Consider the following 14,827-nt stretch of genomic DNA (forward strand, 5'->3'; position numbering starts at 1 on the left):
GGTCAGTCCTTCGAAAGCGCTTGGGCAAGCGCGTGATACGAAGCTTTGGGGGTGCGTTCAAGGCTGTCGAAATCGACATGGACGAGACCGAACCGCTTGTCGTAGCCGAGCGCCCATTCGAAGTTGTCCATCAGCGACCAGACGTAATAGCCGCTGACCGGCACACCCTCGGCCAGCGCCCGGCGCAGGGCCGTCACATGGGCGTCGATATAGGCGATGCGGTCGGCGTCCTGCACCGATCCATCCGCCAGCCGGTCGGGCGCGGCCATGCCGTTTTCGGTGACGTGGAGCGGCGTGGTGCCGGTGAAATCGCGCGCCACCATGGTCAGGAAGTGATGCAGCCCCTCGGGGTAGATCTCCCAGCCCATCTCGGTTTTCGGCAACGGCCCGTCAACCTCGGCCAGTCCGGGCCAGGGGCCGGGGGCGGGGGCAATGAGCTTGCGGGTGTAGTAGTTCAACCCGCACCAGTCGACCGGCTGCGAGATCAGGGCCATGTCGTCCTGCCAGCCCTCGGGCAGGTGATCGCCGAGACCCTCGATCACCTCGGCGGGGTATTCGCCCTTGAAGATGCCCGAGAGGAAGAAGCGGTTGTAGATCGCGTCATATATGCGCGCCACCCGCGCGGCTTCGGGGCTCTGATCGGCGGGCTGGGCGTATTCGAGGTTGCAGACCGCGCCGAGGTTGGACATGCCGAGATCGCGCATCACCTGGGTGGCGGTGCCATGGGCGAGCATGACGTGGTGCATGGCGCGGGCGGTGGCGCGGATGTCGCGCAGGCCGGGCGCGTGGGCCCCGAGGAAATGGCTCAGCCAGCTCACGCACCAGGGCTCGTTGATCGGGGCCGCCGACCAGACCCGGTCACCGATCCGGCCCATGATCGCCGCGGTGAAATCGCCGAACCACGCGGCCACGTCGCGGTTGCGCCAGCCGCCGAGATCGGCGAGCGCGGATGGCAGCTCCCAATGGTAGAGCGTGGCCGCCGGTTTCAGCCCTCGTTCCAGCAGGCCATCAACAAGTCGATCATAGAAATCCAGCCCTTCCGGGTTGACGTTCACACCGTCCGGCATCACCCGCGCCCAACTGGTGGAGAACCGGTAGACATCGAAATTACCGCCCGCCACGAGGTCGAGATCCTCTTCCCAGCGGTGGTAATGGTCGCAGGCGCGGGCGCCGTTCTCGGCCTTGGCGACGTTGCCGGGGGTGGCGGCGAAGCTGTCCCAGTGGGTTTCGCCCGCGCCGCCGAAAGCGTGGCCCTCGATCTGGTAGGCGGAGGTGGCGGTGCCGAACAGGAACCCTTCGGGGAAATCGGATCGGGAGAAGCTGAAGTTCATCGGGAGACACTTTGCAATAGGGGGCCAGTGGACTGGCCGAGGATCAATTCGGCCTCGAGCAATTCCTCGTGCGGGCCGCTGCCGGGGGTTTCAACGAGATTGAGCAACATCTCGGCGGCGCGTCGCCCGGCATCGCGCACCGAGGAGCGCGTGGCGGTAAACACCGGCACTTCGGCACGGTTCTTGAGATAGCTCAGATCGTCGTCATGGGTGATGACGGAAATATCGCGCCCCATCCGCAGCCCGAGTTCCTCGATCGCCCGGCGTACGCCGATGGCGGGGATGATCGAGGAGACGAGGAACGCAGTTGGCGGCGCAGGACCGGCGAGCAGGGCGCGGGCGGTGTCGTGGCCGAAACCTTCGGTCATTTCCTCGGACGCCATGAGCGACGGGTCGGGAGCGAGGCCGCGTGCCGAAAAGGCTTCTTCAAACCCGGCCCGGCGTCGGATCGCGAAATCCATGTTCTCCAGCCCGTTGATCAGCGCAATCCGGCGATGGCCAAGATCGAGCAGCAGGTCGGTGGCGCGGCGGAAGGCATGGGTGTTGTTCATGTCGACCCAGGAATAGGGCAGGGCGGCATCCGAGGCGCGGCCATGCACCACGAAGGGCATGCCGATCTCGCTCAGGAGGTGCACGCGCGGATCGCCCAGCTTGGGCGCGTGGACGATCAAGCCGTCGACCGAACCCTTGGTGCGCAATTCGCGGTAGGCCTGCTCCTGATCCTCGTCGGGCACAATGGAAATCAGCATGTCGTAGCCGCGCCGGGAATAGACCTCGCCGGCCCCGGCCACGAAATCGGCGAACACCGGGTTGACCATCTCATGGCGGGCGGTCACCGGGATCACATGGCCGATCGCCATCGCCCGCCCGGTGGCGAGGCTGCGGGCGCGCATGTTGGGCCGGTAGCCATGCGCCTCGGCGGCGGCCAACACCCGCCGACGCGTTGCCTCGGCCACCTCCGGATAGCCGTTCAGCGCCCGGCTCACAGTGGTCTGCGACAGGTGCAGAAGCTCGGAGAGATCCTTCAGCTTCATTGTTCCGGACAACGTTTCAAAGCGGTTTGACACATCCGCCGAGTTTAGGCCGATTAAATTTCCGCGTCAAAACAATCCCAATAAATCGTCAAAATAAGCTATTTGCGCGTAATATTTTGGCAAATCCTGTTTGCATCATTGACAGCGCAAGGGGCATCGGCGACCCTTCGCATATCCAAAGCGCTTTGGGGTGAGTCGCAAGATTGCTCCCGACGCGCTCGGATTGTTTCAGGCGCCGGTCTCGGCGCACATCTGGGAGGATACCGATATCATGAAACAACTTCTTATGACGGGCGCGGCCGCAATGGCGCTCACCGCAGGTGCGGCCAGTGCAGAGCAGATTACCGTGTTCGGCCCCTGGCTCGGCCCGGACCAGGAAATGGTTGAAGAGGTGCTCGCCATCTTCGCCGAGCAATCCGGCCATGACGTGCGTTACACCGGTTCGGACAGCTTCGAGCAGCAGATCGTGGTTGACCTCGAAGCCGGATCCGCGCCGAACGTGGCGGTGTTCCCGCAGCCCGGCCTCGCCTCCGACATGGCGCGCCGTGGCTTCCTGACCCCGCTGAAGGACGGCACCGGCGAATGGATGCGCGAAACCTATGCCGCCGGCCAGTCCTGGGTCGATCTCGGCACCTACAACGGGCCCGATGGTGAGCCGGATCTCTATGGCTTCCCCTACAAGGTCGATCTCAAGTCGCTGGTTTGGTACGTGCCGGAGAACTTCGAGGATGCGGGCTACGAAATCCCGCAGACGATGGAAGAGCTCAAGGCGCTGACCGACCAGATCGTCGAAGACGGCGGCACGCCGTGGTGCATCGGTCTCGGCTCGGGGGCGGCGACCGGCTGGCCGGCCACCGACTGGGTGGAAGACCTGATGCTGCGCATCCACCCGCCGGAGGTCTATGACCAATGGGTGACCAACGATATGCCGTTCAACGACCCGAAGGTCGTCGAGGCAATCGAGGAGTTCGGCTATTTCGCCCGTAACGACGCTTACGTTGCCGGCGGCGCGGGCGCGGTGGCCACCACCGACTTCCGCGACAGCCCGAAGGGCTTGTTCTCGTCACCGCCGGAGTGCTACATGCACCGCCAGGCCTCGTTCATCCCGGCGTTCTTCCCGGAAGGCACCGAGGTGGGCGAAGACGCCGATTTCTTCTACTTCCCGGCCTATGCCGACAAGGATCTCGGCACCCCGGTGCTCGGCGCCGGCACGACCTGGGTGATCACCAACGAGAACGACGCGGCGCATGACCTCATGGAGTTCCTCAAGACCCCCGAGGCCCATGAGGCCTGGATGGCGCTGCGCGGTTTCCTGACCCCGCACACCGGGGTGGACACGTCCGTGTTCTCAGATCCGACGCTGAAGAAGATGAACGACATCCTGCTCGAAGCCACCACCTTCCGCTTCGACGGGTCCGACCTCATGCCCGGCGGCGTGGGCGCGGGATCGTTCTGGACCGGCATGGTCGACTACACCGGCGGCGCCGAAGCCGAAGAAGTGGCCGACACGATCCAGTCGAGCTGGGACGCGCTGAAATAAGCGCCCCGGCCCGGCAGGGCCAGAACTGACAGGGGCGGCCTGTGACTGACATGGGCCGCCCCTTGACCAACCGGCCAAGCGCGGCAACGATGGTCGGAGGGAGACAACGCAAAAACAGGGGGGAGAGCCATGCAAGCGGCATTCCAGGGGCTGCTGGTCATCCTGATCGGTGTTGGCGCAGCCGTCGGCTACTTCTATTTCTCGAATGTCTACCTCGACAAGGTAGTGTTTCCGGCCCGCACGCAGACCGATGAAGAACTGCGCGCACGCCGGATCAAGGCACCGCTGATATCCTTCCTGCTGGTGATCGGCCTGGTGGTGATCGCCACCTTCCTGTTGCCGGTGCTGGTTGCACGCAGCATGGGCGATGTTGGCACCGCTCTCCTCGGCGGTTTTGGCGCGCTCGGCGCGCTTGCCACTTCTGCGGCGGGGCTCAACGTGCTCATCGTTGCTCTCCTGGCCGCACTCGGCACAAGGCTCCTGCTGTCGGGCGATCTGTCCGGCATCGGCCAGAACATCAACCGCGCCAACCTGATCCGACCCTGGCTCTTTCTCGGCCCGGCGCTCTTCGCGCTCGGCCTCTACCTGGCCTACCCGGTGGTCGAAACCCTGCGCCTCAGCCTGACCGACCGGGTGCCGATCCCGGGCGGTGACGGGGCGTTCCGCTACCAGTTCGTCGGGCTCGACAACTACATCCAGATGATGGGCGAACCGAAATTCTGGGAAGCTCTGCGCAACAACTTCTTCTGGCTCCTCGTGGTGCCCGCGATGTCGACCGTGTTCGGCCTGCTGGCGGCGCAACTCACCGACCGGCTGAGTTGGGGCAACATCGCCAAGTCGATGATTTTCATGCCGATGGCGATCAGCTTCGTCGGTGCCTCGGTGATCTGGAAACTGGTCTACGATTTCCGTCCCGCCGGCAGCGAGCAGATCGGTATTCTCAACGCGTTGGTTGTCGCACTCGGCGGCGAGCCGCAAACCTGGCTCACGGTGCCGTTCTGGAACAGCTTCCTGCTGATGGTGGTGCTGATCTGGATTCAGACCGGCTTTGCCATGGTGATCCTCTCCGCCGCGCTGCGCGGCATTCCCGAGGAAACCATCGAGGCGGCCATCGTCGACGGTGCCAACCCCTTGGAGATCTTCTTCAAGATCAAGGTGCCGCAGATCGCCGGAACCATCGTGGTGGTCTGGACGACGATCACCCTCGTGGTGCTCAAGATCTTCGACATCGTGTTTGCCATGACCAACGGGCAATGGGAGACGCAGGTGCTGGCCAACTACATGTATGCCAAGCTGTTCACCTCCAACGACTGGGGCGTGGGCTCGGCGTCGGCCATAGTCATCATGCTCCTGGTGCTGCCGATCCTGATCTGGAACGTGCGCAATGCGCGCAAGGAAATGCGCTGAGGGAGGCGGGAGATGGACAATATCGCAGGTAAGAAATCCAGCCTGACCTGGGCCGTCAACATCTCGGTCGTCGCGCTCGTGCTGCTCTGGCTCTTCCCCACCGTCGGGCTCCTGGTCTCGTCGTTCCGCACCGCCGACCAGATCGCCACAACCGGCTGGTGGAAAGCCCTTTTCCCGGCCGAGCAGAACCTCGTGCTGCGCGCCGCCGATCCCGACGAATTCCGGGTCGAGCGCGATGGCGTTTACGTCGTCGAGGGCAACCTGTTCGATGGCGAGAGTGTCACCGGCGAGATCCGCGTCTGGGGCACGAGTTCACGCGATATCAGCGCCTATGAGCCCGGCGAGACCGCCGACATGGGCGAGGGTGAGACGATGACGGTCGGTCCCGATGGGGCCTATAGCTGGACCGGCAACGAAGACCAGATCAGCGGTCGCGGGCAAAGGGTGTTCGTCTCCGCCATGGTGCCGCCGAAATTCACCCTGGCCAACTACGATCGGGTGCTGTTTTCCGGCTCCAACACCGACTCGATGGCGAAAGCCTTCTTCAACACCCTCACGGTGACGATACCCGCCACCATCATCCCGATCCTGATCGCCGCCTTCGCGGCCTATGCGCTGGCGTGGATGGATTTCCGGGGCAGGGCGCTGCTGATCGCGGTGATCGTCGGCCTGCTGGTCGTGCCGCTGCAACTCGCCCTGATCCCGCTCCTGAAGCTGCACCTCGGCATCGGCATCGGCAAGGGCTACCTCGGGGTCTGGCTCGCCCATACCGGCTTCGGGCTGCCGCTGGCGATCTACCTCTTGCGCAACTACATGGTCGGGCTGCCGCGCGACATCATCGAGAATGCCAAGGTGGACGGGGCGACGGATTTCCAGATCTTCACCAAGATCATCCTGCCGCTGTCGTTCCCGGCACTGGCAAGCTTCGCGATCTTCCAGTTCCTGTGGACCTGGAATGACCTCCTCGTGGCCAAGGTTTTCCTGATCGACGCCACCGGCGAGACCACGGTGATGACCAACCAGATCGTCGAACTGCTCGGCACCCGCGGCGGCAACTGGGAAATCCTCGCCACCGCCGCCTTTGTCTCGATCGCGGTGCCGCTCGGGGTGTTCTTCGCAATGCAACGCTACCTCGTGCGCGGCCTTCTGGCCGGCTCGGTGAAATAGGACAGATCATGACGGTTCAACAGGAAGCGCCAACGATGACGCATCTGGCAAAAGACCCTGACTGGTGGCGCGGCGCGGTGATCTACCAGATCTACCCGCGCTCCTACCAGGACAGCAACGGCGACGGCATCGGCGATCTGCTCGGCATCGTCCGCCGTCTGCCCTACATCGCCTCGCTCGGGGTGGATGCGATCTGGATCAGCCCGTTCTTCACCTCGCCTATGAAGGATTTCGGCTATGACGTGTCGGATTACTGCGACGTCGATCCGATGTTCGGCAGCCTCGCCGATTTCGACGCGGTGATCGAAACCGCCCACGTGCTCGGGCTCAAGGTGATGATCGACCTCGTGCTTTCCCATACCTCGGATCAGCACCCATGGTTCAGGGAAAGCCGGGCCTCGAAGGACAACCCGAAAGCCAACTGGTATGTCTGGGCCGACGCCAAGCCCGATGGCACGCCGCCGAACAACTGGCTCAGCATCTTCGGCGGTTCGGCCTGGCAATGGGACGGCGGGCGCATGCAATACTACATGCACAACTTCCTGACCTCCCAGCCCGATCTCAACTTCCACGAACCGGCCATGCAGGCAGCGCTGCTCGACGTAGCGCGGTTCTGGCTCGAACGCGGGGTTGACGGGTTCCGTCTCGACACGATCAATTTCTATTTTTGCGACAAGGAGTTGCGCGACAATCCTCCACTTGCGCCGGAAGACCGCAACGCGACCATCGCCCCGGCGGTGAACCCCTACAACTGGCAGGAACATCTCTACGACAAGAACCGACCGGAAAACATTGATTTCCTGCGCAAATTGCGCGCCGTGATGCAGCCCTACAATGCCGCCGCGGTGGGCGAGGTGGGCGATGCGCAGCGCGGGCTCGAAATCATGGGCGAATACACCGCCGGCGATGATCTGATGCAGATGTGCTATGCCTTCGAACTGCTGTCGGGCGACCAGCCCGGCGCCGAGGACGTGGCCCGGATCATGGCGCGGGTCGATGAGGTGGCGGCGGAAGGCTGGGCTTGCTGGGCCTATTCCAACCACGACGTGAAGCGCCACGCCACCCGCTGGCAGCTTTCGCCCCCCGCGCTCAAGGGCTTCACCACCCTGATGATGTTTCTCAAGGGCTCGGCCTGCATCTACCAGGGCGAGGAACTTGGCCTGCCCGAAGCCGATGTCGCCTTCGACGATCTGCAAGACCCCTACGGCATCGAGTTCTGGCCCGAGTTCAAGGGCCGCGATGGCTGCCGCACGCCGATGGTCTGGGAAACCGACAACCGGCAGGGCGGGTTTTCGGCATCGAGCCGCACCTGGCTTCCGGTGGCGAGCGAGCATCTGCACCTCTCGGTCGAGGCTGCCGAAGCTGATCCGGGGTCGCTCCTGCACCATTACCGGCGCGCGATCGCGTTCCGCCATGCCCACCCGGCGCTGAAGTCGGGCACGATGGAGGAGGTGCGCGTCACCGGCACGGTGCTCAGCTTCGTGCGGCGTGACGCAACCGAGGAGATCTTTTTCGCCCTTAACATGGGCGACGAGCCGGCGCGGTTCTCGCCGCCAGACGGTGACTGGCGCCCGATCGGGCTGGAACTGAACTGCGCCCAACCGGGCATCGACGGTGATCTGCACCTGGCGCATTGGCAGCCGTGCATCATGCTGCGCGGCGGCGAACAAGACGCAGAGGCGTAAGGGGAGGGAAACATGGCGGAACTCAAACTCACGAATGTGGGCAAGACCTACGGCGGCAAGGTCGAGGTCCTCAAAGACATCAACATGGACATCAAGACCGGCGAATTGATCGTTTTCGTCGGCCCTTCCGGCTGCGGCAAGTCCACGCTCCTGCGCATGATTGCGGGGCTGGAAAAGATCACCGCGGGCACGCTGGAGATCGACGGCGTGGTGATGAACGACGTGCCGCCCTCGCAGCGCGGCATCGCCATGGTGTTCCAGTCCTACGCGCTCTACCCGCACATGACGGTCTACGACAACATGGCCTTCGCGCTGAAGATCGCCAAGAAATCGAAGGACGAGATCGACACCGCGGTGCGCCGGGTGGGCAAGATGCTGCAACTCGACGCCCTGCTCGACCGTCTGCCGAAGGAGCTCTCCGGCGGCCAGCGCCAGCGCGTCGCGATCGGCCGCTCGATCGTGCGCGATCCGAAGGTCTACCTCTTCGACGAACCGCTCTCCAACCTCGACGCGGCGCTGCGCGTTGCGACCCGGATCCAGATCGCCGAACTCAAGGAGGCGATGCCCGACAGCACGATGATCTACGTCACCCACGACCAGGTCGAGGCGATGACGCTGGCCGACAAGATCGTGGTGCTCGCCGACATGGGGATCGCCCAGATGGGCCCGCCGCTCGAACTCTACGAGCGGCCCAAGAACGAGTTCGTCGCCCAGTTCATCGGCTCGCCAGCGATGAACCTGTTGCCCGGCGAGATTGCCAGCACCGGCAAGGAAACCAGGATCGACCTGCATCAAGGCCACGACGCGGTGGCCGACGTCGAAACCCAGGAGGCCGAGAAGGGGCGGGCGGTGAAGGTCGGGGTGCGGCCGGAGGATTTCCGCGTCGCCGAGGAGGGCGATCACATCTTCTTCGAGGGCACGGTGGATTACGTCGAGGCGATCGGCGAGGTGACGTTGCTCTATTTCAAGACCCAAGGCGACGACGCCGACCCGATCATCGCCAAATTGCCCGGCATCCATGCCGACCTGCGCGGCCAGACGGTCAAGCTGACCGCCGACCCGAACAAGGTGCAGGTCTTCCACGACGGGCTCTCCCTGCGCACGCGCTGACCCTCCCGGGCGCCGAGCGCGCGCCCCGCCGCTTGAACCGGGCGGCGGGGCGAGATACATGCCTCGGACAGACGCGATAACAAGAGGCGCCCAAAATGCGCGCGGATACGCAGAACACCGTCGAGGCGATCGAGAAATCCCTGCAACTGCTCTCCAGGCGGATCGGCATGGATTCCGCCGAGCACCGTCTCGAAGAGTTCAACGCCATGACCGAAGACCCGGATCTGTGGAACGATCCCGACCGGGCGCAAAAGCTCATGCGCGAAAGGCAGGCCCTGGCCGACGCCATCGAGGGCTATACCACGATGGCGCAGGAGCTTTCGGACAACGTCGAGTTGATCGAGATGGGCGAGAGCGAGGACGACGCCGAGGTGATCTCCGAGGCCGAGGCGGCGCTCAAGGTGCTGAAGGACAAGGCGGCCGCGGCCGAGCTGGAAGCGCTGCTCGACGGTGAGGCCGACGCCAACGATACCTTCCTCGAAATCAACGCCGGGGCCGGCGGAACCGAAAGCTGCGACTGGGCCTCGATGCTGGCGCGGATGTATGTCCGCTGGGCCGAGGCGCATGGCTACAAGGTGGAACTGCTGAGTGAAAGCCAGGGCGAAGAGGCGGGCATCCGCAGCGCGGCCTACAAGATTTCCGGGCACAATGCCTATGGCTGGCTGAAATCGGAAAGCGGCGTGCACCGGCTGGTGCGGATCTCGCCCTACGATTCCGCCGCGCGGCGGCACACCTCGTTTTCAAGCGTCTGGGTCTACCCGGTGGTCGATGACAACATCGAGATAGAGGTCCAGCCCAACGATATCCGCGTCGACACCTACCGCTCCTCCGGCGCGGGCGGCCAGCACGTCAACACCACCGACTCGGCAGTGCGGATCACCCACATCCCCACCGGGATCGTGGTGACCAGTTCAGAGAAATCCCAGCACCAGAACCGCGATATCGCCATGAAGGCGCTGAAATCGCGGCTTTACCAGATGGAACTCGACAAGCGTTCCGAGGCGATCAACGCCCTGCACGACGCCAAGGGCGAGGCCGGCTGGGGCAACCAGATCCGCTCCTACGTGCTGCAGCCCTACCAGATGGTGAAAGACCTGCGCACCGGCTTCGAGACCTCCGACACCCAAGGCGTTCTGGATGGCGATCTCGACGGGTTGATGGGCGCGACACTGGCGATGGGGATGTCGGGCAAGGGCCGCGCAGACGCGGAAGATCACCCCTGACCAAGTCTATCGGGTCGGCGCGGTCGCAGACGAAAAATCGCGCGCGCCGAGCCGCTTGACGGATGCGGCAATCTGACGCAACACTTCTCTCCAAGCGACCGGGAACTGGATCGCAGGGGGAGAGACATGACCGACGCGACCGCTAACGCCCCGTCGTCACCGCCGATCATCGGTCGCATGCAGTATTCGGATATTCCCGCCGCCCTGCGCGCAGGCTGGCGCGATTTCGCCCGCGCACCGGTGCACGGGCTGTTCTTTGCCAGTTTCTTCGTGATCGGCGGGATCCTGATCTTCCTGCAACTCGACCAGTTGGAACGCAGCTATTCGATCATTCCGCTCGCCTTCGGGTTTCCGCTGCTCGCCCCCTTTCTCGCCATGGGGCTCTACGATGTGAGCCGGCGTCTGGAGCAGGGGCGCGAACTGCCGCTCGCCGGGGTGTTGCGCGTCGTCTACCGCCAGAAGGATCGGCAATGCCCCTCTATGGCGGCGGTGATCATCGTCATCTTCATGTTCTGGGTGTTCATCGCACACATGATCTTCGCGCTGTTTCTCGGCTACATGCCGATGACCAATATCTCGACCGATCTGGCCGCGACGCTGTTCACCCCCAACGGGATCTCGATGTTGGCCTTCGGCGGCGCGATCGGGGCGGCGATGGCGATGGTGCTCTTCGCGATCACGGTGATGGGGTTACCGCTGCTGCTGGACCGGGAGATCGACTTCATCAGCGCGATGATCCATTCGTTCCAGGCGGTGTCGGAAAACCTGCTGCCGATGCTGGCCTGGGCCTTGCTGATCGCGGTGCTGATGCTGGTGGCGATGCTGCCCTACTTCCTCGGTCTCTTCCTGGTGCTGCCAGTGCTCGGCCACGCCACCTGGCACCTCTATCGCCGGGTCATGAGTTTTGACAACCCGGGACCAGCCTGAACGCTCCCCGGCAAACCCGCGAAACGAAAAAGGCCGTCCGGCGGACGGCCCTTGCGATTGTCTTGGCGTGCCTGCCGCGGTGCGGCTCAGCTTTCGCTGCTGCTACCACCCGGCAGTTGCATCGGCTTCTTGTTGCCCGAGTTGCTCAGCGGGTCTTCCTGCCGCTGGACAGAGCCCTCGAAATGGGCACCGGATTCGATCGCGATCGTCTTGTGAACGATGTCGCCCTCGACCCGCGCGGTGGCGGTGAGGCGCACCTTGAGCCCCCGCAGGCGGCCGATGATGCGGCCGTTGACCACGACGTCGTCGGCAACCACTTCACCCTTCACGGTGGCGCTTTCGCCCACGGTGAGCATATGTGCCCGGATGTCGCCTTCAACGGTGCCCTCGATGACGATATCGCCGGTCGATTTCATGTTGCCCTTGACCACGAGGTCGGCCGAAAGAGACGACGCGGGCGGCTTGGCCTTGGGCGTCGTCGCCGGCACGGACACGCCGCTGCTTTGCTTCGGCGCCTCGGGGGCGGCGGCTGCGGTTTCGCTCGAAGAGCCCTGCTTGGGCCCGGGTTCATTGATCCTGCTTTTAGAAAACATTTCTCGCTGCCTTGATATAGATCATTGGGTCTATCGGTTTACCGCCCACGCGGATCTCGTAGTGGAGATGGGGCCCGGTCGACCGGCCAGTATTGCCCATATCACCGATCCTCTCGCCGCGCGAGACCCTTTGTCCAACTTTGACTTTCATGGCCGAAAGATGCCCATAGCGGGTCTCGATGCCGAACTCGTGCTTGATCTTGATCAGCCGTCCATATCCCGACTGCCAGCCCGCGTGGCTGACCACACCATCGGCGGGTGCGTAGATCGGCGTGCCGGTGGGAGCGGCAAAATCGGTGCCCGCATGCAGCCGGCCCCAGCGGGTGCCGAAACCAGAGGTATAGCGGAACGAGCTTTTCACCGGCATTCCGAAGGGCAGCTTCTCGGCAGCGATCCGGTAGAGGTTCATCCGGTCGAGCTCGCCGAGGATCTCGTTGGCGCGCAGGGTGTCGGCGTCGGGCTCCTCGCCCTTGGTCGACAGGATCAGGGGCATCAGCGGGCCGCCCTGGCCGGAATAACCCCGCCGCACGGTTTCGAGGATGCTGTCGGTCGACATGCCCGCCGCGCTGAACATCTTGTCGAGGGGTTCGATCGAGACATTCACCGCGTCTTCAAGCTGGCGGAAAATCTGGTCGTTGCGCTCGTCGCGCAGGCGTTGCTCGAAGACGAGGTTGTCGGCAAATTCCTCGGCCTCGCTCGCCTTGCCGATCGCTGCGTCGCGTTCCGCCGCCGTCGCGTCGAGCGCCGCTGTCAGGAATTCGACCGTGGCATCGGCTTCGGCAGGCAGGCCGGGGCGTGCGCCGCCGTTTTCGCCTGCGGCTTCGGCCAGCATCGACACCACCGAGGCACGCGCTTCGTCGCGCTGGTTCACCGTGCGCCTGAGCGTCGCCTGGATCACGTTGATCCCGGTTTCCAACTCCTTGCGCCGATCCTCCGACGCAAGCAGTTCCGACTGCATCAGCGAAATCTGGTCCATCGCAAGGGTGAATCGGGCCTGCGCCGCGGTTGCCTCGGCGGCGCGTGCATCGCGCTCGGCAACCAGGGTCTGGAGGCGTTGCTCATAGAGCCGCTGATCGCGCACCGCCTGTTCGCGAGCATTGCCCGAGCCGATCGAATCCATCAGCAGAACGGCGGTGGCGATGATCGCCCAGGCCACGAAAGCGGCGCTGCCGGTCCAGGCGACGAGTTGCGTCAGCGGCGAAAGTATAATGAAGCGCGTTCCGTCTTCGGAGCGCAGGAAAACACGCTGTTCAGGAAAGCTGCGTTCAAGCTTGTGATCGAGTTTGTGTGCCAGTTGTTTAAGCAATGGCCCTGTCCGGTTGCCCCATCCCAATTGTGCGCAGGTTTCCCCGATCCTGCGCATCGTGATGCGTGGATAGCGCGCCAGCCGGGGTGGGTGCAAGAATCTTCGCAAATTTTCATCGGGTTGCTTTGCCGCACCCGGCGGCAAACCGCCGAGGTCGCGGGGGTCAACGCGGCGTTGTCTCGCTCAGCGGCCAGTAGAAATCCGGCGGCAGGCCAGCCTCCGCGCGCTTCTCTTCGTTGAACGGCGGCTTCAGCGGGCCGTGGAAATAGCGCCGCACGAGGGCGTGGAACGTGTCTTTCGGGTCAAGCTCGTGGCGGCCGCACAGGAAGTGAAACCATTTCGAGCCATAGGCGACATGGCCGACCTCCTCGGCGTAGATCGTGCGAAGCGCCGCCACCGCGCCCGCATCGCCCGCCTTCTCGAACAGGGCGATCATGTCGGGTGTCACATCGAGCCCGCGCGCTTCGAGAACCATCGGCACAACCGCGAGCCGGCCCATCAGGTCATCCGCCGTGTCTTCGGCGGCGCGCCACATGCCGGCATGGGCGGGCAGGGCACCGTAATGGCTGCCATGGGCTTCAAGAACGTCGCATACAAGATTGAAGTGCCTGGATTCCTCGGCGGCGGCCTTGACCCAGTCATCATGGAAGCCGAGCGGCATCGGGGTGCCGGCAAAGCGCGCCACGATATCCCAGTGCAGATCGACCGCGTTGAGTTCGATATGTGCCACCGCATGAAGGATCGCGATCCGTCCCTGCGGCGAGCCCGGGCGGCGGCGGGGCACGTCGCGCGGATCGCGCAATTCGGGCCGCGCGGGGCGGGCCGGGCGGTCGGGCGGGGTGGCGCTGCCGATCTCCGGCGGTGTGCCCGCCGCGCGCGCCTCGGCCCAGCGCGCCGCGTAGTCGAGCGAGAGCGCCGCTTTTGCCCGGCCATCGCCGGTGCGCAGGACCGCCTCGGCCATCTCTGCAAGGCTGAGGCTCACAGCGCGCGCACTGCGGCCAGCACCTCCTCGGCATGGCCGGCCACCTTCACCTTCGGCCAGGCCTGCGCCACTTTCCCGTCGGGGCCGATCAGGAAGGTCGCCCGGGTGATCCCCATGAAGCTCTTGCCATACATCTGCTTTTCGCCCCAGACGCCGTAGCGCTCGCAGGTGTCGCTGTCGGCATCCGACAGGAGCGCCATGCCCAGTTCCTGCTTGGCGACGAAATTTTCCTGTTTCTTCACGCTGTCCTTCGAAATGCCGAGCACCACCGCGCCAGCGGCCTCGAATGCGCCCAGCAGCGCGGTGAAATCGCGCGCCTCGGTGGTGCACCCCGGTGTGCTCGCTTTCGGGTAGAAAAACAGCACCACCGGCTTGCCACTGAAATCCGAGAGCGCGACCTCGCCGCCGCCGTCGCGCGGCAGGCTGAACTCAGGCGCTTTCGCGCCGACCTCGATGGGGCTTTGTGACATGGCTTTCTTTCCCTCGCTTGATCTCGTAAGGCATTGGTCTAAGTGGATACGG

Annotated in this window: 13 protein-coding genes; 7 read left to right on the forward strand and 6 right to left on the reverse strand. The window is 64.2% G+C overall.

Going from position 1 to position 14,827, the window contains the following annotated elements; genetic code table 11:
- Positions 1-2 precede the first annotated feature (2 nt).
- Both B9Y97_RS16445 and B9Y97_RS16450 read right to left on the reverse strand, forming a co-directional pair.
- Positions 3-1,331, reverse strand: coding sequence for a GH1 family beta-glucosidase (locus tag B9Y97_RS16445; protein WP_085527762.1), 1,329 nt, complete (start codon positions 1,329-1,331; stop codon positions 3-5).
- Complete coding sequence (locus tag B9Y97_RS16450) at positions 1,328-2,365, reverse strand: substrate-binding domain-containing protein (protein WP_085527763.1); 1,038 nt, start codon at positions 2,363-2,365, stop codon at positions 1,328-1,330. Before B9Y97_RS16450 ends, B9Y97_RS16445 begins: the two co-directional genes overlap by 4 nt.
- A gap of 271 nt (positions 2,366-2,636) precedes the next feature.
- Here B9Y97_RS16450 and B9Y97_RS16455 point away from each other — a divergent pair, with 271 nt between their 5' ends.
- From B9Y97_RS16455 to B9Y97_RS16485, 7 genes are all read left to right on the forward strand, one after another.
- On the forward strand, positions 2,637-3,905 hold the full coding sequence (locus B9Y97_RS16455) for an ABC transporter substrate-binding protein (protein WP_085528317.1): 1,269 nt from the start codon (positions 2,637-2,639) through the stop codon (positions 3,903-3,905).
- 129 nt (positions 3,906-4,034) lie between these two features.
- Complete coding sequence (locus tag B9Y97_RS16460; protein WP_254900945.1) at positions 4,035-5,312, forward strand: carbohydrate ABC transporter permease; 1,278 nt, start codon at positions 4,035-4,037, stop codon at positions 5,310-5,312.
- 12 nt (positions 5,313-5,324) lie between these two features.
- Positions 5,325-6,479 carry a carbohydrate ABC transporter permease gene (locus B9Y97_RS16465; protein WP_085527764.1) on the forward strand — a complete coding sequence of 385 codons (1,155 nt, stop codon included), beginning with the start codon at positions 5,325-5,327 and terminating at the stop codon, positions 6,477-6,479.
- 8 nt (positions 6,480-6,487) lie between these two features.
- Positions 6,488-8,164: an alpha-glucosidase gene (locus B9Y97_RS16470; RefSeq protein WP_254900946.1), complete on the forward strand. Its 1,677-nt coding sequence runs from the start codon at positions 6,488-6,490 to the stop codon at positions 8,162-8,164.
- Positions 8,165-8,176: 12 nt separating this feature from the next.
- A complete protein-coding gene (locus tag B9Y97_RS16475) occupies positions 8,177-9,274 on the forward strand; it encodes an ABC transporter ATP-binding protein (protein WP_085527765.1) in 1,098 nt (365 codons plus the stop codon).
- A gap of 95 nt (positions 9,275-9,369) precedes the next feature.
- Entirely contained in the window at positions 9,370-10,497 is a 1,128-nt protein-coding gene (gene prfB / locus B9Y97_RS16480; RefSeq protein ID WP_085527766.1) for a peptide chain release factor 2, read from the forward strand.
- Positions 10,498-10,623: 126 nt separating this feature from the next.
- Entirely contained in the window at positions 10,624-11,424 is an 801-nt protein-coding gene (locus B9Y97_RS16485) for a DUF2189 domain-containing protein (protein WP_085527767.1), read from the forward strand.
- An 86-nt stretch (positions 11,425-11,510) separates the two neighbouring features.
- On the opposite strand, the gene B9Y97_RS16490 is transcribed toward B9Y97_RS16485, so the two are convergent.
- The 4 genes from B9Y97_RS16490 to bcp all read right to left on the reverse strand — a co-directional run bounded on the left by B9Y97_RS16490 (position 11,511) and on the right by bcp (position 14,775).
- Complete coding sequence (locus tag B9Y97_RS16490) at positions 11,511-12,017, reverse strand: bactofilin family protein (protein ID WP_085527768.1); 507 nt, start codon at positions 12,015-12,017, stop codon at positions 11,511-11,513.
- On the reverse strand, positions 12,007-13,323 hold the full coding sequence (locus B9Y97_RS16495; protein ID WP_254900947.1) for a M23 family metallopeptidase: 1,317 nt from the start codon (positions 13,321-13,323) through the stop codon (positions 12,007-12,009). Before B9Y97_RS16495 ends, B9Y97_RS16490 begins: the two co-directional genes overlap by 11 nt.
- A 163-nt stretch (positions 13,324-13,486) precedes the next feature.
- Positions 13,487-14,284, reverse strand: a complete 798-nt coding sequence (locus B9Y97_RS16500) for a ferritin-like domain-containing protein (protein ID WP_085527769.1) — start codon at positions 14,282-14,284, stop codon at positions 13,487-13,489.
- A 17-nt stretch (positions 14,285-14,301) separates the two neighbouring features.
- On the reverse strand, positions 14,302-14,775 hold the full coding sequence (gene bcp, locus B9Y97_RS16505) for a thioredoxin-dependent thiol peroxidase (protein WP_085527770.1): 474 nt from the start codon (positions 14,773-14,775) through the stop codon (positions 14,302-14,304).
- Between the last annotated feature and the right edge of the window lie 52 nt (positions 14,776-14,827).

This window comes from Maritimibacter sp. HL-12 (assembly GCF_900177545.1).
Lineage (GTDB): Bacteria > Pseudomonadota > Alphaproteobacteria > Rhodobacterales > Rhodobacteraceae > Sinisalibacter.

Excerpts from the sequence above, each read along its gene's own strand:
- B9Y97_RS16445 (WP_085527762.1), bottom strand. The coding sequence starts at position 1,331 with ATGAACTTCAGCTTCTCCCGATCCGATTTCCCCGAAGGGTTCCTGTTC.
- B9Y97_RS16450 (WP_085527763.1), bottom strand. The coding sequence starts at position 2,365 with ATGAAGCTGAAGGATCTCTCCGAGCTTCTGCACCTGTCGCAGACCACT.
- B9Y97_RS16455 (WP_085528317.1), top strand. The coding sequence starts at position 2,637 with ATGAAACAACTTCTTATGACGGGCGCGGCCGCAATGGCGCTCACCGCA.
- B9Y97_RS16460 (WP_254900945.1), top strand. The coding sequence starts at position 4,035 with ATGCAAGCGGCATTCCAGGGGCTGCTGGTCATCCTGATCGGTGTTGGC.
- B9Y97_RS16465 (WP_085527764.1), top strand. The coding sequence starts at position 5,325 with ATGGACAATATCGCAGGTAAGAAATCCAGCCTGACCTGGGCCGTCAAC.
- B9Y97_RS16470 (WP_254900946.1), top strand. The coding sequence starts at position 6,488 with ATGACGGTTCAACAGGAAGCGCCAACGATGACGCATCTGGCAAAAGAC.
- B9Y97_RS16475 (WP_085527765.1), top strand. The coding sequence starts at position 8,177 with ATGGCGGAACTCAAACTCACGAATGTGGGCAAGACCTACGGCGGCAAG.
- prfB (WP_085527766.1), top strand. The coding sequence starts at position 9,370 with ATGCGCGCGGATACGCAGAACACCGTCGAGGCGATCGAGAAATCCCTG.
- B9Y97_RS16485 (WP_085527767.1), top strand. The coding sequence starts at position 10,624 with ATGACCGACGCGACCGCTAACGCCCCGTCGTCACCGCCGATCATCGGT.
- B9Y97_RS16490 (WP_085527768.1), bottom strand. The coding sequence starts at position 12,017 with ATGTTTTCTAAAAGCAGGATCAATGAACCCGGGCCCAAGCAGGGCTCT.
- B9Y97_RS16500 (WP_085527769.1), bottom strand. The coding sequence starts at position 14,284 with ATGGCCGAGGCGGTCCTGCGCACCGGCGATGGCCGGGCAAAAGCGGCG.
- bcp (WP_085527770.1), bottom strand. The coding sequence starts at position 14,775 with ATGTCACAAAGCCCCATCGAGGTCGGCGCGAAAGCGCCTGAGTTCAGC.